This window comes from Streptococcus oralis (genome assembly GCF_003942875.1).
In the GTDB taxonomy this organism is placed as follows: domain Bacteria; phylum Bacillota; class Bacilli; order Lactobacillales; family Streptococcaceae; genus Streptococcus; species Streptococcus oralis_BX.
On record NZ_RMVK01000007.1, the window covers coordinates 73700 to 93108 of the forward strand.

General features: G+C 41.8%; 17 protein-coding genes. 2 read left to right on the forward strand and 15 right to left on the reverse strand.

What is annotated here, in order from left to right:
* Positions 1 to 35: 35 nt before the first annotated feature.
* The 13 genes from D8844_RS08595 to D8844_RS08660 form a co-directional block, all read right to left on the reverse strand.
* Positions 36 to 698: a hypothetical protein gene (locus tag D8844_RS08595; protein WP_185757683.1), complete on the reverse strand. Its 663-nt coding sequence runs from the start codon at positions 696 to 698 to the stop codon at positions 36 to 38.
* Positions 699 to 700: 2 nt separating this feature from the next.
* On the reverse strand, positions 701 to 1372 hold the full coding sequence (locus tag D8844_RS08600) for a hypothetical protein (RefSeq protein WP_125423412.1): 672 nt from the start codon (positions 1370 to 1372) through the stop codon (positions 701 to 703).
* Positions 1373 to 1487: 115 nt separating this feature from the next.
* A complete protein-coding gene (locus D8844_RS08605; protein ID WP_125423414.1) occupies positions 1488 to 2156 on the reverse strand; it encodes a hypothetical protein in 669 nt (222 codons plus the stop codon).
* A gap of 1 nt (position 2157) precedes the next feature.
* Entirely contained in the window at positions 2158 to 2730 is a 573-nt protein-coding gene (locus tag D8844_RS08610) for a hypothetical protein (protein ID WP_125423417.1), read from the reverse strand.
* 309 nt (positions 2731 to 3039) lie between these two features.
* Positions 3040 to 3894 (reverse strand): VOC family protein, encoded by an 855-nt coding sequence (locus tag D8844_RS08615; protein WP_125423420.1) that lies wholly within the window; start codon positions 3892 to 3894, stop codon positions 3040 to 3042.
* A 107-nt stretch (positions 3895 to 4001) separates the two neighbouring features.
* Positions 4002 to 5039 (reverse strand): aldose epimerase family protein, encoded by a 1038-nt coding sequence (locus D8844_RS08620; protein ID WP_125423423.1) that lies wholly within the window; start codon positions 5037 to 5039, stop codon positions 4002 to 4004.
* A 146-nt stretch (positions 5040 to 5185) separates the two neighbouring features.
* Complete coding sequence (lacD, locus tag D8844_RS08625; protein WP_125423426.1) at positions 5186 to 6181, reverse strand: tagatose-bisphosphate aldolase; 996 nt, start codon at positions 6179 to 6181, stop codon at positions 5186 to 5188.
* A 10-nt stretch (positions 6182 to 6191) separates the two neighbouring features.
* On the reverse strand, positions 6192 to 7358 hold the full coding sequence (locus D8844_RS08630; RefSeq protein ID WP_125423429.1) for an SIS domain-containing protein: 1167 nt from the start codon (positions 7356 to 7358) through the stop codon (positions 6192 to 6194).
* A 223-nt stretch (positions 7359 to 7581) separates the two neighbouring features.
* Positions 7582 to 7986 carry a PTS sugar transporter subunit IIA gene (locus D8844_RS08640; protein WP_000045700.1) on the reverse strand — a complete coding sequence of 135 codons (405 nt, stop codon included), beginning with the start codon at positions 7984 to 7986 and terminating at the stop codon, positions 7582 to 7584.
* A gap of 3 nt (positions 7987 to 7989) precedes the next feature.
* The gene (locus tag D8844_RS08645) at positions 7990 to 8811 is read right to left on the reverse strand and encodes a PTS system mannose/fructose/sorbose family transporter subunit IID (protein WP_000185284.1); all 822 of its coding nucleotides are present in this window, start codon (positions 8809 to 8811) and stop codon (positions 7990 to 7992) included.
* Positions 8798 to 9703, reverse strand: a complete 906-nt coding sequence (locus D8844_RS08650) for a PTS mannose/fructose/sorbose/N-acetylgalactosamine transporter subunit IIC (protein WP_070567959.1) — start codon at positions 9701 to 9703, stop codon at positions 8798 to 8800. Before D8844_RS08650 ends, D8844_RS08645 begins: the two co-directional genes overlap by 14 nt.
* 26 nt (positions 9704 to 9729) lie before the next feature.
* A complete protein-coding gene (locus D8844_RS08655; protein WP_000156968.1) occupies positions 9730 to 10206 on the reverse strand; it encodes a PTS sugar transporter subunit IIB in 477 nt (158 codons plus the stop codon).
* Positions 10203 to 11990, reverse strand: coding sequence for a glycoside hydrolase family 35 protein (locus D8844_RS08660; RefSeq protein WP_125423432.1), 1788 nt, complete (start codon positions 11988 to 11990; stop codon positions 10203 to 10205). Before D8844_RS08660 ends, D8844_RS08655 begins: the two co-directional genes overlap by 4 nt.
* 321 nt (positions 11991 to 12311) lie before the next feature.
* On the opposite strand from D8844_RS08660, the gene agaR reads away from it, so the two are divergent.
* Both agaR and strH read left to right on the forward strand, forming a co-directional pair.
* Complete coding sequence (gene agaR, locus D8844_RS08665) at positions 12312 to 13028, forward strand: transcriptional regulator AgaR (protein ID WP_125423435.1); 717 nt, start codon at positions 12312 to 12314, stop codon at positions 13026 to 13028.
* Positions 13029 to 13330: 302 nt separating this feature from the next.
* Positions 13331 to 17056, forward strand: a complete 3726-nt coding sequence (gene strH / locus D8844_RS08670) for an LPXTG-anchored beta-N-acetylhexosaminidase StrH (protein ID WP_125423438.1) — start codon at positions 13331 to 13333, stop codon at positions 17054 to 17056.
* Between the two features lie 57 nt (positions 17057 to 17113).
* Here strH and purB read toward each other — a convergent pair whose 3' ends face one another.
* A complete protein-coding gene (gene purB, locus D8844_RS08675; RefSeq protein WP_084849070.1) occupies positions 17114 to 18412 on the reverse strand; it encodes an adenylosuccinate lyase in 1299 nt (432 codons plus the stop codon).
* 32 nt (positions 18413 to 18444) lie between these two features.
* The gene (locus D8844_RS08680; protein ID WP_125423441.1) at positions 18445 to 19407 is read right to left on the reverse strand and encodes a hypothetical protein; all 963 of its coding nucleotides are present in this window, start codon (positions 19405 to 19407) and stop codon (positions 18445 to 18447) included.
* Positions 19408 to 19409: the final 2 nt, after the last annotated feature.

Genomic DNA, 19409 nt, shown 5'->3' on the forward strand with positions numbered 1-19409 from the left:
TAACTCATCCAGAAAGGACATCGATGTCCTCGAGTCTACTCTTCAGATTTTTCTTTTGACTGTTTTTCTCTTAAATCTTTCATAGATTTTGATATGATATCTCTCACCTGTTCGTCAGTAAGTCCTGGAATCTGGTAATAAGGATTATTGGACTCGCTTTTTGACGGCTTTGTTCCTGATCTTTCGGTTTTAGAACTTTGTTCAGTCGAAGACGAGGATTTCGACTCTGGGGAACTGGATTCTTTGGTCTTAGAAGAGCTGGACGACTCAGACTCAGAAGGCTTGGACGTTTCAGGCGTTTTAGAATCAAGCTTAGGTGGCTTGTTTACTTGGTCGTTCGGCTGTTTCACAGGTTTATAGAATAGCCCAAAAGACAGCAGCAAGGCCATCAAGATCCCAATGCCAGCCAAAGTTCTTTTATTAGCTTCAGCCGAGGGAACCTTTACTCCCTTTGTACTGAGTATTTTCCATTCTGGATGCTCTTTTTCTATGGCTTTTTTCTGTCTCCTAAGAGGACCAAGTAGAAAATGATTAAAAGGCACAATCGTTACCATAGCCACCGTTACAAGTGGGACATAATTGGAATGACTTGATACCAGTAGAACATCGAGTATAGCGAGAAGAATGAAGAGGAAACGCCCCACAAACTTACGAATTTGATGCTCTTTTTTAATCTGCAAATATCTCTCTTGTGACATTATCATCCTCTCTTTTCTATTTCTTCCTTAAATATCACTTTCCCCTGTTCATACTTTCGCACAGCTAAAAGCCAGCGTATTGGATTGTTTTGGAATAAGAAAAGGTACAACAAGGCAGGAAAGAGACCTGCTAAAGGCGAGAAAAAGATTTGTATATCAAATGCCTCTTGCTTATTGAATGAGTCAATAGTGCCCGGAATTGCAGCAGCAAATATTACTATAGTAGTCATAAAAACTAGTAGCATGACAATCATAAAAGCCAACATTTTCGCAAACGTCGCTTTTTTCTCACTAAAATTTTCCCAGAACAAATTTGAATAAACTGCTTCTTTAAACTCTTTCTTTGTTGCTCCTTGGACTCGTTTCACTCCTTTATATAAGGCGACTTCCATCATCCATATAAATCCAAATAGGATAAAGGAAAGACAAAGAATAAAAATAGGAACCATCCCACTATTATAACGAAGGCCTGAGAAAATTGGTATTGCAACAAATCCTCCGAGTAAACCTAACAAAGAGAATATAGCAATTAAAGGAGCAATCCCCCTATTCGATCTCCTAGCCCCTTCTGTATTTAACAAGGCACTCTTATCTGCTACAAGAGCCTCTTTTGTTCGCGTATTATAGTAAACGGCCTTATCACCACTCTGTCCAATAAAAATTATTTTTCTCATATAAAATCACCACAGTTTTCACTAATCACTATAATCAGAAACTTCAATTTTATCATAGGTTGTTGATAAAACATCGCCAACCACTGGTAATGGTAATAGCGTTTCTCTCGTGTTTCTAGTTCTTCTCTTCCCTAAATAATACTTTCCCCTGCTTGTATTTTCGTACGGCTAAGAGCCAGCGGATTGGATTGTTTTGAAATAGTAGAAGAACCACGCTAATTGGGACGATCGTTGCTCCGATTGGCACCATGAACATCGACGGTTCAAACCATTCATGTTCATAGTAGGGAATGAAGGTCCCAGGTATGGCAAAGAACACAACAATAACAAAAACAAATAGAAGAACGAGGATAACAAATAGATACAAGATGATTTTATCGACTGTTGGTTCCTTATCTGGAGACTTTTTCCAAAATTTACTACTTTCAACTGCTTCTTTAAACTGCTCTTCACTTGCTGGGACAAGCGACTTGGCCCCACTGTAAAAAAGTTTTTCAAATCCATAAACACTTCCGATAAAAACGAAAAGGATAGCGGCTAGATGGATTGGAACCATCCACTCACTCAATCTAAAGGGCGCTATCAAGGAACGAATCCAAATACTGATGATAGCAACTAGCAAGAAAGCAAAGAAGACAACCCAAGGCCACTTGGATTTCTTTGAACTGATGGCACCTTCGGTGTCTGACGAGGTACTAGATTCTGTCGCTAAAGCCTCTCTCGTCCTTGTATTATAGTAGACGGATTGCTGGTTTCCTTGGCCTATATAAATGATTTTTCTCATCTCACATTTCTCCCTCTTTTCCTCGGCTATCGTCCTGTAATGTCTCTATCAGCTCTTTGAACAGTCGTTTGCGCGTTTTCATCTGAAATTCATAGACAATATAAACAAGTGAAAAAATCCCTAACATATACATCATCAAGAACAGAAAATCAGAGTAGGTAAAATAACGATAGATGGAAAACAGAATCATGAGAAAACAAAAAACCTCAACTAGGACTGTCCATCTAGATTTTCTTCTAAGTGTTTTAATATTGGCTTTTGTTAACCGAACTTTTCTAAATCTATCTGTCTTCATTTTACGTCGGGTAGATTTGGCAAGAAGAATTGTTCCGAAAATCAAAAACAGAGACATCAAGATAAAGAAAAGCAGATTGAAAGGTGAGGAGACATCTCCAAAGGTTTGGTTGAGCAACTTCGACAGCCGTTGCAAGGAAAAGACTGCAATAGGAGCTGCAATGGCTGAATAATTCATGCCTTGTTTTACTTCATAGAATACTTGATTCCTCAGATCATAATAAATAAAATAGTCCTCCAGAGGGCCCATACTGATTAAATTTTTTACACTTGTGTCCATCTATTTCCTGTCTCCTAAACTCAATACGGATGTTCAAACAAAGTTCTACTTTCTCTTAAAATCATCGTGACAACGATTGCAAGCAGTCTACTGATTTTGGGCATTTGCCTTCCTAGAGAAAGAAAAGATTATTAGTATTATAGCATGAACCCCTAGAAAAGGTAAAATATCCTCGACCGATGCCTTTGCCAGAGCCAAGAAAGCTTTCGTCATTTCATAAAAAGCGAACAAGTCCGCATTCTAAAAACAGAATGCGAGCTTATCCGCCTTTTTCTATGTCTCTAAAGTAAATGATGTGTTTTCCTCGTCTCATCGTGCCAAGCGAATGCGGGTCACAATCCCATCTGGGTCTACAAGATCCAGTTCACTCGAATTTAGCCATTTGATCGGTGCCTCTAGCTCTTGTGCTTGCTTAACGATGGCTAGGAGCTCTTCCTTGTTTTCGACCTCAAGGACGTAGTAGGCTAAACCTAGTAAGCCTTGCTTACGCGAAGCCAGATTTTTTCCTCCCCATTCATTGACTGCTAAATGATGATGGTACTTCCCAGCTGCTATCCAACTGGCACTAGGAATACTAAATTTATCCTCTAGCCCTAACACTTTTTGATAAAACTGACTCGCCGTGCGGCTATCCTTAACCGATAGATGGATATGCCCCATTCTCGTCCCTTCAGCTAGGAGAAAGGGATCTACCTTTTCCCCTAACTCATAAATGTCCTGTGCCGCAAGGGCCTCTGTCACACCGATAATGCGGCCGTCTTCTCGAATATCCCATGAAGACACTGGCTTATCACGGTAGAGTTCAATGCCATTTCCTTCTAAATCCTCCAGATAAAGAGCCTCACTGTATCCATGATCCGCACCTCCGACCAGAGGAATGCGTAAATCACTTAGGTGTTTCAAGACATCTGCCAAGGCTTTTCGTGTCGGCAACAAAATCGCCAAATGATAGAGCCCATAATGCTCCCTTACTTCGCCAGCCTTTTCTGCCTGAATCAAGTGAACCAAGGCTTTTCGACCAAGTCCCAAAATCGCTTCTGTCTCCGTTTGCGATAAAATCTCCAAGCCAATAATCTGATGATAAAAAGCCGTTTGACTCGTCAAATCCTTGACATTTAAAACCGCCTCTGCTAGGTAAATGTGGCTTTGGTATGCGTAAGTCATAAGGTTTCTCCTTTTTGTTGTAACTTCATCGATTACATCAATTATACACTATTGAGATAAAATGTCAACGAAGACAACTCAAAAGAGCTGGAAACCAGCTCTTCTTTTTATTTAACAACAAGCTCGTAGCGAGTTTTGCTGGTAAAGGTTTGCCCTGCTTTGAGAATGACTTGGTCTTTAAAGTCACTGTGAATGGCATCTGGTAAAGCCTGCGCTTCAAGAGCAATTCCATTGTGCTGCACCATTGGCTGACCAGCTATGATGACACTCTCATCCACAAAGTTTGCTGTGTAGACCACAAAGCAAGGGGCCTCTGTCTTGAAAAGCAGGAAACGACCTGAGTTTTGGTCATAAAGGAAACCAGCATTGTCATGACCTGCAGGAAGAGCAAATGGGTGATCCAAACCAGATACCAACTGGATTTGCTCATCTTCCTCTGCAAAGATATCCTTGAGCAAAGCACCATTGTAGATGTGTTTAACAACATCACGAGTGGCATCTGGAGTTTTTGCTGGCACACCGTCCGGAGCGATTGGGTAAATGCCCTCCGTGTTTAGTTGGAAGACATGGCGGTCAACTGTCTGCGTGAAATCACCAGACAAGTTGAAGTAGCTGTGATTAGTTGGATTGACCAGCGTATCCTGATCGGTCGTCACCTTATAGCTGACTTCGTAGGCACCAGTTTCTTCCAAGTGGTAGCTAATCCAAATCTTGAGATTACCAGGAAATCCTCCTGTCCCATCTGTACGCTCGGTGTAGAGAGTCAAGCCATGGTCGCTCACCTCGACCAATTCAAACAAGCTCGAATCCCAACCTGTTGAACCACTGTGGTTACAGTTGCTAGCATTATTGACTTCAAGAACATAGGTCTGCCCATTGAGCTCAAATGTCGCACCTGCAATACGGCCCGCTACAGGACCTACACTTGCTCCATGTTTGGGACTATTGCCTACATAGCTATCAAAATCATCAAAGCCCAAAATCACATTGGCAAAGTTTCCAGCCTTGTCAGGTGTGACATAGCGCAAGATGGTCGCACCATAGGTCATAATTTCTAGTTGGTAGCCACTGTCAGTCTCAAAGCGATAGGCGAAGACATCCTTGCCCTCATGATTTCCAAATACACGTTCTGTGTATGCTTTCATTCTTCTCTCCTTTGACTCATTTCTCTTAAGTAAACAAACCATAGAGAGTGTATTCACCATCTATGGTTGTAGTTTTTATTTTCAGAATCCTTTGTCAGAAAACCTTAAGTAACTTCTTAACAAAAAAGGATTCTTCTATATTTGTTTTATGCTTCCACACGTTCAGTCCATGAAGTCGCTGTGGTTTGGAGAACTTTGTTGAGTTCATCAATGTTCTCAAATCCAGTTGTGCGTAACCATTCACGAGCTGCTGCTTCACCGTCTTTGATATAGGCTTCAACTGATCCAGCCCAGGTTGCACGGCCACAAAGAACTCCATTGAAGTTTGCGCCTGATTCGTGGGCAAAGACAAGAGTTTCTTGGAAAAGTTTAGCTGACACTCCCGCACTCAAGTAGATGTATGGCAAGTTAGTTGCTTCATCTTGTGCTTTGAAGAAGGCTGCTGCTTCTTCACGAGTATACACGATTTCACCATCGCCAAAACCTTCAACGTATTTGACATTGACTGGAACTTCCACTTTCAAGACATCGATGTTGAATCGTGGGTCTGAGAAGACCTTCATGGCACCGATAACCTTGTGAGGTTTTACTTTAGCGTATTCTGCAGAACCTGCGTCAGCAATTTTTTCATCGTAAGCCAAGATTTCAAGGAAGAATGGAATGTCTTCCGCCACACACTCAGAACCAATACGTTCGATGTAGGCTTGTTTTTCTTGGTTGAGTTCGTCAGAGCTGTCTACGTCATAGTAAAGCAAGAACTTAACAGCGTCTGCACCTTGTTCTTTGATGCGTTTGGCAGACCAAACATCCAAGCAGTCAGGCAAGCGTTTAGTGCTAGTTGTATCGTAGCCAGTTTTCTCATAAGCAAGGAGAAGACCAGCATTTGGAGCAAGCGCTTTTGTAGCTGGGAGACCATACTCAGGGTCGAGAAGCATAGAGGATGCGTATTTTGTCAATTCATCTGCAACCAATACTTTAAGTTCTTCCATTTGAGCTACTGTTGGCTCTTCTGTTTGGTATTGAGCCATGAGGCGTTTTAAAGCACCACGTTGGTCAAAGGCAAGAGCTGAGATAATGCCGTTCTCGTCAGAGAGTTTTTGCAAGCAAGCTACTTTATTGGGACTTAATTGTAATTTACTCATAGACACTTCCTTATTTTTGATATTCATGAATGATCACACCTTGTACCACACGGTTTACAGTGCCAGTAGGAGATGGTGTATCTGGTTTATTTTCTACCTTGAGTGAAGTCAATAGGGCAAAGAGTTGAGCATAAACGATGTAAGGGAAGACACGGTAAATATCGTTCAAAACACCGCCACAGCCAAGGGCTACTTCTTTGACATTTTCAAGACCAAAGGCTTGATCACTCAAAAGCACAACACGACGAGCAATGTGATCACCAGCCACTTCACGAACTAAGTCCAAGTCGTACTTGCGAGTGTAGTCTGTCGTTGTGCCAAAGACCAAAACAACTGTATCTTCATTGATAAGAGATTTTGGACCGTGACGGAAGCCAACTGGGCTTTCATACATGGTCGCAACTTGACCAGCTGTTAGTTCCAAAATCTTGAGCTGAGCTTCATGAGCAAGCCCAAAGAAAGGACCAGCGCCCAGGTAGATAACACGGTTAAAGTCAAGGTCAACCAGCTCTTTAACATCTGCTGCATTGTCTAGAATCTTACGAGCAAGGCTAGAAACAACTTCAAAACGTTCAGCTTTCACAGCAAATTCTGTAGGATCAAAGACCAAGAGAGCTGTTAGCATCATAGATGTAAAGCTAGAAGTCATGGCAAATCCAGCGTCATTGGAAGCAGCTGGTTGCAAGATCAAAAGATTGCGCTCATCGCCATGAGCTTGAAGAGCCAATTTACCATCTGCAGCACATGTAATGGTCACTTGATAGAGGTCATCAACCAAGGCTTTGGCCAAATCAACCGCCGCCACACTTTCAGGTGAATTCCCACTACGAGCAAAGGAAACAAGGACAGTCGCCACATCTTTTTTCAAATAAGTTTCTGGATTGGCAACAATATCAGTTGTCGCAATGGCATTGAAATTCCATTTACGTTCGTCATAGACTTCCTTAAAGTAAGGCACCAAGGTATCTCCCACATAAGCAGAAGTACCAGCACCCGTCAAGATGACCTTGATATAGTCATGCTTATCAGCGATTCCTTGTAGGAAGGCTACAATTTCTTCTCGTTTTGCTTGATAGGCTTCAAAAGCCTCTTTCCATACATCAGGCTGTTGGTAGATCTCACGAGTCGTGATTTCTGCACCCAGTTCAAGTAATTCTTCTTTTGTGTAATTTAGCATAGAGTTCCTCTAATCTATTGTTGTTTCATTCCTATTGAAAATATGGGAATGGGAGTGACTCCCATTCCCATGTATATTCTATACAAGCTGTTCTAACGATTTTCACGTTGTCACATCTTATACTCAATGAAAATCAAAGAGCAAACTAGGAAGCTAGCCGCAGGCTGTACTTGAGTACGGCAAGGCGACGCTGACGTGGTTTGAATTTGATTTTCGAAGAGTATTATTCATCTTCGTCATCATCGAAGCCTGCTAACAAATCATTGACTTTCACAATGCTTTCTGCAGCACGGCTCTTGTAGTCCGCATCTGCACCTGTAAGGCTGGCATTGATAAATTCAATCACCATTGGAAGATTCATCCCTGCGTAGAGTTCAATGTCGCGGCCTTCCATAATCAAACGGCTTACCACGTTACAAGGTGTTCCGCCGAGAAGGTCCGCAAAGACTAGGAAATCATCCAACCCTTCGATAGCAGCTTCAAATTTTGCAGTAAATTCTTCTGGACCATCTTCTGGAAGAAGAGCCACTGCATGAATGTTGTCCTGTGGACCCATGATCATTTCTGTGCTACCTTTAAGTTCTTCACAGAAACGACCATGACTCACCAAAATTAATGACTTACTCATAAATTATGCGCCCATTCCAAGCAAGAATTTACCGATGAATGAAAGACCTACTGCAAGAACGATAATGATACCGATCGCTTTAGTAGAGTTCATACCTTTCTTACCAAGCAACCAGAAGATAAAGGCAGTAAAGATTGCTGGGAGCAAGCGTGGGAAGATTGAGTTCAAGATGTCTTGGAAGTCAATCATCTTTTCACCGATTGGCAATTTGTAAGAAATGTCAAAGTTGATCATTGTTGCTACAAGAGCACCCATCATGAAGACACCAAGTACAGATGCAGCATCAATCAAAGCTGTCAAGGTACTTTGCATGTTGTTGATAAGGTTAACCCCTTCTTTGTAGGCAAATTCCAATTGTTTCCAACGGAAGATGTCATATGCAACTGCAACTGCGATCCAAAGGAAGATACCCCATGGTTGGCCAGCGATAGCCATAGTTGCTGCGATAGATCCCATGATAGCAGGTACAAGTGAACCAAAGATAGTATCTCCAAGAGGAGCGAATGGTCCCATCAAACCTGTCTTGATACCGTTAACGGCATCTTTTGAACCCACACCATCTTTTTCTTCCATGGCAAGGTCAAAACCAGCGATAATTGTGTGGAAGAATGGTGAAGTATTGAAGAATTGAGTATGAACTTTCATCATTTCTTTCAATTCAGGAGTTCCATCCCCATACATTTTACGCAATTGTGGCAAGATCATGTAAAGGTAACCTGATGCTTGCATACGCTCGTAGTTCCATCCCAATTGGAAAGTGAACAAGCTACGTTTGTTGATTTGATTAAAATCTTCTTTTGTTAATTTGTAATTAGAATTCGTCATCTTCAATTTCCCCACTTTCTGATGGTGTAGAAGGTGCTGCTACAGCTACTTTTTGGCTGTTCTTAAAGTGAACAACTGCAAGGAAGATACCTACGATAGAGATACCGATCATAGACAATCCTTTGAAGTTGTTAGCAAAGCCAATCTTTTCAGCAACATCAGCAGGAAGAGTACCAAGGATACCCGCAACAGCTCCACCAAGACCTGTTACATATGAGTAAAGAACAGTCAACATAGCTGTCAAACCGAATCCCATTGCAAGGTAGTGAAGGTTACGTTTAACTGGAAGGTAACGAAGCAAGATTGCAAATCCGAGACCTGGAAGCATACGACCTGCAAGTGTCAAACCATCTGCAACCCATTGGTATTCTTTAACAAGGTTTACAACACCTTGTACGAATTCTCCACCAAAAGCAAGAGCGAAGAATACTGGAAGGGCACGAGAAAGAGCCCATGGAAGCGCACCAAGTAGATAGTTACGTTCGATACCTTTGTAGTCAAAGCGTTCGATCGCAGCATCAATACGGTGTGCAAAGAAAGTAGTTGTCATACGTCCAAGAACGTCGAAGTATGTCAAAAGTGCTGCTACTGGTACAGCGATTGTTGTAATCGCAAGATCTGTATCAATACCTTGAGAGATAGAGAATGCTGTTGCAAGAACCGCACCAGAAGTTGCGTCAATACGAGAAGCACCACCGAAGGTACCAACCCCGAGAACGAACAACTGCAAGCTACCACCGATAAACAAACCAGTTGTCACATCTCCCATGATCAAACCAGTAATGAAACCAGCGAATACAGGGGAACCTGCAGATGAAACGATTGTCAACTCATCACAGATTTGATAAGCTGAGTACAAAGTGAGAAGTAAAATTTGCCACCATTGTATCATAACAATGACCTCCTAAAAATTTTTTCCTATTTTAATAAGCTCAAAAAGTCTGAAACTGGATCATTTGGAACCATTTGAGCAGTGAGTTTCACACCTTTTTCTGCTAGTTTGTGGAAATCTTCCACATCCTTGTCTACCACGTTGATAGAACGTGTGATAGAGCGAGTTTCTGGTGTTTGAGACATATTGCCGACGTTGAGTGTTTCAAGCGGTACACCTGCTTCGACCAAACCAAGGAAACGGTCTGGTTTACGTGCAACGATAAAGAGACGTTGGCTATCGTATTTACCAGCAAGGATATTTGCTGCTGCTTTCTCAACTGGCAAGATACTGAGTTTCACACCTGGTGGTGTCGCAAGTTTCAAACCACTCTTTTCAATATCGTTGTTAACAACTTCGTCGTCTACAACCATAATGCGTGAAACATTTAGTTTTCCAGCCCAAAGATTGGCTACTTGACCGTGGATCAAACGTCCATCGATACGGCATCCTACAATTGTCATAAGTTTTCCCCCTTTATGTGTTTTAGTGTAGGTTTACGAGTTAAACGAATCTCTTCTTTATATTCGCCCTCAGTTTCAAAGATAATGATGCGGTTAGCACCTTCCTTGAGATAACTATGAGGGATATAAAGTGAGAGGGTCGGGCCGACGTTCCAGAAACGCCCTAGGTGACGCCCGTTGACAAAGGCAACTCCCTTACCAAACTCAGACAAGTCTAAGTAGGTATCCTTCGGCTCTTCGACCGTAAAGTCGAAAGCGTAAAAGGCTGGTTGTCCTTCTGTCCATCCTTTTGAAAAATCAATCTTCTCAGGATTATCCAGTGGTAGTGGATATTGTTTCCAATTCAGTAAGAAATGTAGATCCTTGCAGACACCTGTACGAATTCCTTTACGTTGCGTATCTGCCAAGAACTTATGACCGTAGTTGACACGCCCCATATTTTCGATCAAGATGTCAATCTCTGAAAAGCCTTCTCGGTTGCCTTGACAGTAGATATCTTCACCAATCTCTGTCTGGTATTGAGTAGCAATCCATTGACCATCTACAAAGAGTTGAGCTCGGTCACGTCCATCGATGATACGGAGGCGTTCCTCTTCTGCATCCCAACTTGCCTCCGTGCGGTAGAGAAGGTAGCCATAACTTTGACCAAGTTCTTCCATCGCTTTTGGATAGAGGCTTTCAGTAGGACTAGAGAGACTATCCAGAGTTTCAAACAAGGAAACTTTTTCGACCAATGGAATGGACCCTATCTCCATGCTTTCCTTATAGAGTGGTTCCAACTGTGGATACTCTGGGAAGTGTGTTGCCATCATCTTCTTGACTGCTAAGTATTTAGCAGTTGGATTTCCTTCTTCATCAAGAAGGGCGTCATAGTCGTAAGATGTGACTTGTGGCAAATCCAGAGTCCCTCGAGCCGAGCAACCATTCATGAAACCAAAGTTTGTCCCTCCATGGAACATGTAGAGGTTGATAGAGCCTTGCTCCAATACCTCTCGAACAGCTTCTGCCAATTCTTTAGGATCCCGTGTGATGATGGGTTCTTTCCAACGGTTGAACCAACCATCCCAGAATTCCATACACATGAGGGGCCATTTCTTGCCATGCTCATCAAAGAATTCCTGCATCTGTGAAAAGTTGTACGGAGCTTTAGAACCGAAGTTTCCTGTCACAAAGAGATCGTCTTCGATCAAGGTTCCGGCTTTCAGAGTAGCCCTCCATGGACCATCTGAAGTAAAGAGTGGGCAATCAATCCCTCGGTCTTCCATCAATTTCCGAATTGCTCGTAGATAAGACTTGTCTTCTCCATAAGAGCCATATTCATTTTCGACTTGCATCATAAGAATGTTTCCACCATTATCCAACAAGCGAGGCACAAGCCTTGGCAATAATTGGTCATAATAGCGAGCAACAGCCTCGATGTAGGCCGGGTCGGACGAGCGAATTCGCATGTCCTTTGTCAAGAGCCAAGCCGGCAAGCCACCAAATTCCCATTCCGCACAGATAAATGGAGACGGGCGTACAATGGCATAGAGACCTAGATCTTGTGCAATTTGAAGAAATCTCTCCAAATTTCTGGCACCTTCAAAATCAAACTCCCCTTCAACAGGTTCGTGTAAATTCCAAGCCACATAGGTCTCGACTGTATTAAAGCCAAGCGCCTTTAAGTTATAGAGAGAATGATACCAATCCTCTGCTGGAATCCTAAAATAATGAATGGCGCCGGACAAAATCTTGAACGGTTTTTCGTCTAAATAGAAATCGTCCTCAATTTTAAATCTGGTCATGTTATTACCTCTGACGAATTAAGTTTGCGCTTTCATTTATTATAATATTAACTATAATCAAATCTTTTGCATTTGTCAATAGGTTTTAGAAAATTATTTAAAATTTTTCTATTTTTTTACTTACCGTTTACCGAAATTATCTAAAAATAGCATGAAAACGATCTTTTTATGTATGATAATTCACAAGAACATCAAATGAATTTTTTTACATGTAAAATAACATTTTTAGTCTATTATTTTAATTTTTTGACCTTAATACTACTCTTTTCTTTATATTTGTGGTAAAATCAAAATTGGAGAAAGAGAATCGAGGTGAAATTTATGGCTATTCCTAAATACCAATATATTAAAGATGAATTAAAAAACAAAATCATCTCTGGTCAATTTGCAAGTGGAGATAAATTTTATACAGAAGCCGAATTGATCGCAATGTACGATGTGAGTTCAATCACAGTTGTTCGTGCCTTGAATGACCTTGCTAAAGACGGCTACATTGTCCGCCAACAAGGTAAAGGTACTTTCGTTTCACGTGCCCGCAAGCACAAACTCGTTGAGTTTTCAGATGTTGAAGTCTTTGAAACAAAAGACGATAAAGTTACTGTCCTTTCTATCGAGCGCGGAAACAAACTTGAATATTTAGAGAAACTTGGACTACGTGGAGATCAATTCTACTATAAGATTGAACGTATTCGTCAGACAAATGACGTGACATACATCTACCACACATCTTATATTCCTGAGCAATACATCAATGCCAACTATCCAAATCTTGACTATTATAGCTCTATCTATACACGTTTCAAATTGGATTACCGCATTCACATGAGTGATGAACATTTTGAGGAAATCAACGAAATCGCATTCCCAACACCAGAGCATGCTGCTTCTGTACTCGGAATCGATACACAATTCCCAACTGTCTTCCAAACGAAGACTACAAAACTTGAGGCCACTGGCCAAGTCCTTGCCTATAGTGAAACTTATAAGCGAGCGGACTACTACAAAATCAAATTCATCTCATGCAATCGAGGTCATTAAGAAAAAGCCTGAGCCTAGCTCAGGCTTTTTCTCTATTCATTATAGCACGAGAAAGAAGTTGTGAAAACGCTATGAAGGGCTCTTATTTAATTAGTAGCATTTTTACTAAAAACAAGTTAAATTTTCGTTTGGTTTTTCCTCTGTTTTATCCCTTATTAGCAAATTTCTCCTAAATCTTATGATTTCCTCTATTTATTATAGTTCTTATATAAACCCACTTGACATTTTACTCCTTAGATAATAAAATAAAATTGGTTTTATGTAAACGCTATCATATATGATAATAACAAGGAGGTTTTATCATGAAACTAGAAAAGAAACAGCGCTTCTCCATCCGTAAATACGCGGTTGGGACAGCTTCTGTACTTATAGGATTTGCTTTTAGCGCACAAGTCGTATCTGCCGACGGGATTACTCCAGCTCCAACAGCTGAAGAAACTGTCCAAACGATTCAGGAGAGTCCCCAAGCAGTCAAAGAAGCTGTAGACTCCAAGGTCCCAGAAAAACTGGAAGAAAAGGCTGACAAACCTGTAAAAGAGGAGGTCAAAGAAGACCAGGAGGCTCCTCGAACAGTTGCTCCAAAAACAGAAGAAACAACTGCACCAGTTGTGACAGAAAATGCTACTCCAACTCCTACTGCCGAGAAAGAAAGCCCTGCCCCAGCTGAAACTCCTACCGAAAGTACTTCTTCAGAAAAGAAAAATGAAGCCGTCACACCTGCAGTAGCCACTCCTAGCACGGAACGAGCAACTCAGGTGAATGAAAAACTGGCTAAAAGAAAAATGATCTCAATTGATGCTGGACGCAAGTACTTCTCTCCAGACCAACTAAAAGAAATCATCGACAAAGCCAAACACTACGGCTACACGGATCTTCATTTACTAGTTGGAAACGATGGCATGCGTTTCATGTTGGACGACATGACCATCAAAGCCAATGGCAAAACCTATGCAAGTGATGATGTCAAACGTGCGCTCGAAAATGGAACTGATGCCTACTACAAGGATCCAAATGGCAACCACTTGACAGAGAGCCAGATGACGGACTTGATTAACTATGCCAAAGATAAAGGTATCGGACTAATCCCAACCGTTAATAGCCCTGGGCACATGGATGCGATTTTGCATGCTATGAAAGAACTAGGCATCCAAAAACCGAATTTCAACTACTTGGGAAAAGAATCTGCTCGTACTGTTGACCTGGATAACAAAGAAGCTGTTGAGTTTACCAAAGCCCTGATCGACAAGTATGCAGCTTACTTCGCTGGCAAATCTGACATCTTCAACATCGGGCTAGACGAGTATGCTAATGATGCTACAAACGCTAAAGGTTGGACTGTCCTTCAAACACAAGGAAAATATAGTAAATTTATCACTTACGCTAATGATCTTGCTCACATCGTCAAATCTCACGGTCTTAAGCCAATGGCTTTCAACGATGGCATTTACTACAATAGTGATACTAGTTCTGGTACTTTTGACAAAGATATCATCGTTTCTATGTGGACTGGTGGATGGGGCGGATACGACGTCGCTTCTTCTAAACTTCTAGTTGAAAAAGGCCACCAAATTCTTAATACCAACGATGCTTGGTACTATGTTCTCGGTCGAAATGCCGACGGCCAAGGCTGGTACAACCTGGACCAAGGACTCAATGGAATCAAGAACACTCCAATCACTTCTGTACCAAAATCTGATGGGGCTACTATCCCGTTCATCGGGGGTATGGTAGCTGCTTGGGCGGATACCCCATCTGCACGCTATTCACCATCACGCCTCTTCAAACTCATGCGTAGCTTCGCAAATGCCAATGCTGAATACTTCGCAGCTGACTATGAGTCTGCTGAGCAAGCTCTGAAAGAAGTACCAACAGACCTTAACCGCTATACTGCAGAAAGTGTCGCAGCTGTAAAAGAAGCTGAAAAAGCTATTCGCTCACTCGATAGCAACCTCAGCCGTGCCCAACAAGACACCATTGACCAAGCAATCGCAAAACTCCAAGAAGCTGTAAGCAATTTGACCTTCACACCAGAAGCTCAAAAAGAAGAAGACGCGAAACGCGAAGTTGAAAAGCTTGCCAAGAACAAAGTAATCTCTATCGATGCTGGACGTAAGTACTTCACGCTCGACCAACTCAAACGTATCGTAGACAAAGCGAGCGAGCTCGGCTACTCTGATGTGCATCTTCTCCTAGGAAACGATGGACTTCGCTTCCTCCTTGATGACATGACCATCACAGCTAACGGAAAAACTTATGCAAGCGATGATGTCAAGAAGGCTATCATAGAAGGAACAAAAGCTTACTACGATGATCCAAATGGTACCACTCTTAGTCAAGCTGAAATCACTGAATTGATCGAGTACGCAAAATCAAAAGGTCTTGGACTAATTCCAGCAATCAACAGCCCAGGTCACATGGATGCCATGCTTGTCGCTATGGAAAAATTAGGTATCCAAAATCCTCAAGCCTACTTTGACAAGGTCTCCAAAACAACCATGGACCTTGAAAACGAAGAAGCCATGAACTTTGTCAAAGCCCTCATCGGCAAGTACATGGACTTCTTTGCAGGCAAAACTAAGATCTTCAACTACGGTACAGACGAATATGCCAATGATGCTACCAACGCGCAAGGCTGGTACTACCTCAAATGGTATGGACTCTATGGCAAGTTTGCTGAGTACTCTAACACTCTTGCTGCTATGGCCAAAGAAAGAGGCCTTCAACCAATGGCCTTCAACGATGGTTTCTACTACGAGGACAAGGATGATGTTGAGTTTGACAAGGATGTCATCATCTCTTACTGGTCTAAGGGATGGTGGGGTTACAACCTTGCATCTCCTCAGTACCTGGCAAGCAAAGGCTACAAATTCCTTAACACCAACGGAGACTGGTACTACATTCTCGGCCAGAAACCTGAAGATGGTGGTGGTTTCCTCAAAAAAGCAATTGAAAATACTAAAAAAACACCATTTAACCAGCTTGCATCTACCAAATATCCTGAGGTAGACCTTCCAACCGTCGGAAGCATGCTTGCTATCTGGGCAGACAGACCAAGTGCTGAGTACAAGGAAGAAGAAATCTTTGAACTCATGACTGCCTTTGCAGACAATAATAAAGACTACTTCCGCGCTAACTACAATGCCCTCCGTGAGGAACTTGCTCAAATCCCTGCAAACTTGGATGGATACAGCAAGGAAAGCTTGGAGGCCCTAAATGCAGCGAAAGAAGCTCTCAACTACAACCTCAACCGTAACAAACAAGCCGAGTTAGACGCTCTCGTAGCCAAGCTCAAAGCAGCCCGCCTAAGCCTTAAACCAGCGGCAACCCACTCAGGAAGCCTCGATGAAAACGAACTAGCTGCCAATGTTGAAACCAAACCGGAACTCATCACAAGAGCAGAAAAGATTCCATTTGAGGTCATCAAGAAGGAAAATCCGAACCTCCCAGCCGGTCAGGAAAAGATCATCACACCAGGTATAGAGGGCGAACGCACTCATTACATCTCTGTCCTTACTGAAAATGGGAAACAAACAGAAACGGTACTAGATAGCCAAGTAACCAAAGAACCTGTGACCCAAGTGGTTGAAATCGGCACCCCTATTACGCACAAAGGGGACGAACACGGTCTTGCTCCAGCCGCAGAAACAAAACCAAGACTGGATATCCAAGAGGAAGAAATTCCATTCACTACTGTGACACGTGAAAATCCTCAATTACCAAAAGGACAAACGCAAGTTGTTACTAAAGGAGCCAACGGCCACCGTACTGCCTTCTACTCTGTGAGCACTAGTGCTGATGGAAAAGAAGAAAGAACGCTTGTCAATAGCGTGGTAACACAGGAAGCGGTCGCTCAGGTGGTCGAAGTCGGCACTGCCGTTGAGAAAGCTGAGCAAACTGCACCAACTACTGCCAAAGCAGATGAAAAACAACTCCCTGCAACAGGAAGTCAAGACTCTGCAGGCTTGGTCGCAGCAGGCCTCATGGCCACACTAGCAGCCTACGGACTGACTAAGAGAAAAGAAGACTAAGATTCTTCTAAGAGAATAGAAAAAAGCGAGATTGAATCTCGCTTTTTTGTTTTATGATTAATTACCAAGTCCGATACGTTCAAAGATCTCATCCACCCGTTTGGTGTAGTATGCAGGGTTGAAGATTTCATCGATTTCTTCTTGAGTGAGGCGTGAAGTCACTTCTGGATCTGCTTCAAGGAGTGGTTTGAAGTCTACTTGGTTATCCCATGATTGAGCTGTTTTTGGTTGCACCAAGTCATAGGCTTGCTCACGTGTCATACCTTTTTCAATCAAGGTCAACATCGCACGTTGGCTAAAGATAAGACCAAAAGTCGAGTTCATGTTGCGGATCATATTTTCTGGGAAGACCGTCAAGTTCTTGACGATATTTCCAAAACGGTTGAGCATGTAGTCAATCAAAATGGTCGTGTCCGGTGTGATGATACGCTCAGCTGATGAGTGAGAAATATCACGTTCGTGCCAGAGAGCTACGTTTTCATAAGCTGTTACCATGTGACCACGGATAACACGCGCCAGACCTGTCATGTTCTCAGAACCGATAGGGTTGCGTTTGTGAGGCATCGCTGAAGAACCTTTTTGACCTTTAGCAAAGAACTCTTCCACTTCACGTTGTTCAGACTTTTGCAAACCACGGATTTCCGTTGCCATACGCTCGATTGAAGTCGCGATGCTGGCAAGAACTGCAAAGTACTCAGCGTGAAGGTCACGAGGAAGGACCTGTGTAGAAATTTCTTGAGCACGGATACCCAATTTATCGCAGACGTATTTTTCAACGAATGGTGGGATGTTAGCGAAGTTCCCAACCGCACCCGAAATCTTACCAGCTTCCACACCAGCAGCTGCATGCTCGAAACGCTCGATGTTACGTTTCATTTCGCTATACCAAGTCGCCAATTTAAGACCAAAAGTTGTCGGCTCAGCGTGCACACCGTGGGTACGACCCATCATGATAGTGAACTTATGCTCCTTAGCCTTGTCAGCGATGATGTTGGTGAAGTTTTCAAGGTCCCGACGGATGATGTCGTTGGCTTGCTTGTAAAGGTAACCATAGGCTGTATCTACCACGTCGGTAGAAGTCAAACCATAGTGGACCCACTTGCGCTCTTCACCAAGAGTCTCAGAAACTGCACGTGTGAAAGCCACCACATCGTGACGCGTCTCCTGCTCGATCTCCAAAATACGGTCAATGTTAAAGTCCGCCTTTTCGCGAATCAAAGCCACATCTTCCTTAGGGATTTCCCCCAATTCAGCCCATGCCTCGTCAGCCAAGATTTCCACCTCAAGCCAAGCACGGTATTTATTTTCTTCACTCCAAATGTTCGCCATCTCAGGGCGAGAGTAACGGTTGATCATGTTGTTTCTCCTTTTTCTTTATAAATAAGGGACTACAATCCCCAAAACTTATATATATCTGGGTTTCTGTTTTCATAATAAGCTACTATCTTATCTAATTCACTTAATTGAAATTTTAATTTCCTCTTATCTCCATTTCTGAAAGGAAGTGGAAAATCGAAATCTTGCCAATCTCGAGATTCAACAGTTCTATAATAGTAATCAAACAACGCATATATTACAGTTGAACCATTTCCACCAAAGTAAATATCAATACTTGACAAAGATTTCTCCACAGTTGTATAAAGCGGACAGAAATCTGAAGTTCTATTTCTATATTCTAACTTAGCTAAAATAAATAATTTAAAAAAACTTTTCAGTACATTTGAAAAATTGTAAATTATGAATAACTTTGTATCCGTACCAGTCTCACCTAAATAGTTTCGCACTTTTGATTGTATAATATCCAAAATATCAAAATAAAATGATAGTATTTTTTCAACTGAATCAAAAATCTCATTCAATCGACAATGAAATTTTTCCGTGTCCATTTGAAAACTTTCACCTGTATGAAATTTAAATAAAGAAGTAAGCTCAGTGTCTTTTTGAAATTTACTATATCGATGAGTTGAATAAAATTCCATTAACTGACTTAAAAACTTATTTTCCTGTTTTTGTAATTTTGTTTTAATTTCCATGTACTGAATCAGAAGATTATTCAACTGCTCATGATTATGACCATAGAAGGCTTTATCAATTTGTGAACTAAATTCCTGCTTCTTATCTCCCTCCAACTGATTATATGCTAAATTTAATATTATTTTTTGAATTCTTTCAATACCAACAGCTATTTGATAATATGCTTTAAATATTTTAGATTCTGAATAAGACTGGAAGTAAGTAACGTAAATCATACTCTCTAGCCCATCAAAAAGAAAGTCAGCTGCTGTCATAAACTCTGTATTGAGTACTACACTGTAATGAAAAAAGTCGTCATAAAAAATAGTATCTTCCAAAT

Coding starts and splice junctions, on each gene's coding strand:
- D8844_RS08600 (WP_125423412.1), bottom strand. CDS start 1,372: ATGAGAAAAATAATTTTTATTGGACAGAGTGGTGATAAGGCCGTTTAC.
- D8844_RS08620 (WP_125423423.1), bottom strand. CDS start 5,039: ATGAAAGCATACACAGAACGTGTATTTGGAAATCATGAGGGCAAGGAT.
- purB (WP_084849070.1), bottom strand. CDS start 18,412: ATGATCAACCGTTACTCTCGCCCTGAGATGGCGAACATTTGGAGTGAA.
- D8844_RS08595 (WP_185757683.1), bottom strand. CDS start 698: ATGTCACAAGAGAGATATTTGCAGATTAAAAAAGAGCATCAAATTCGT.
- D8844_RS08615 (WP_125423420.1), bottom strand. CDS start 3,894: ATGACTTACGCATACCAAAGCCACATTTACCTAGCAGAGGCGGTTTTA.
- D8844_RS08650 (WP_070567959.1), bottom strand. CDS start 9,703: ATGATACAATGGTGGCAAATTTTACTTCTCACTTTGTACTCAGCTTAT.
- agaR (WP_125423435.1), top strand. CDS start 12,312: ATGGCTATTCCTAAATACCAATATATTAAAGATGAATTAAAAAACAAA.
- D8844_RS08655 (WP_000156968.1), bottom strand. CDS start 10,206: ATGACAATTGTAGGATGCCGTATCGATGGACGTTTGATCCACGGTCAA.
- strH (WP_125423438.1), top strand. CDS start 13,331: ATGAAACTAGAAAAGAAACAGCGCTTCTCCATCCGTAAATACGCGGTT.
- D8844_RS08630 (WP_125423429.1), bottom strand. CDS start 7,358: ATGCTAAATTACACAAAAGAAGAATTACTTGAACTGGGTGCAGAAATC.
- D8844_RS08660 (WP_125423432.1), bottom strand. CDS start 11,990: ATGACCAGATTTAAAATTGAGGACGATTTCTATTTAGACGAAAAACCG.
- D8844_RS08610 (WP_125423417.1), bottom strand. CDS start 2,730: ATGGACACAAGTGTAAAAAATTTAATCAGTATGGGCCCTCTGGAGGAC.
- D8844_RS08605 (WP_125423414.1), bottom strand. CDS start 2,156: ATGAGAAAAATCATTTATATAGGCCAAGGAAACCAGCAATCCGTCTAC.
- D8844_RS08645 (WP_000185284.1), bottom strand. CDS start 8,811: ATGACGAATTCTAATTACAAATTAACAAAAGAAGATTTTAATCAAATC.
- lacD (WP_125423426.1), bottom strand. CDS start 6,181: ATGAGTAAATTACAATTAAGTCCCAATAAAGTAGCTTGCTTGCAAAAA.
- D8844_RS08640 (WP_000045700.1), bottom strand. CDS start 7,986: ATGAGTAAGTCATTAATTTTGGTGAGTCATGGTCGTTTCTGTGAAGAA.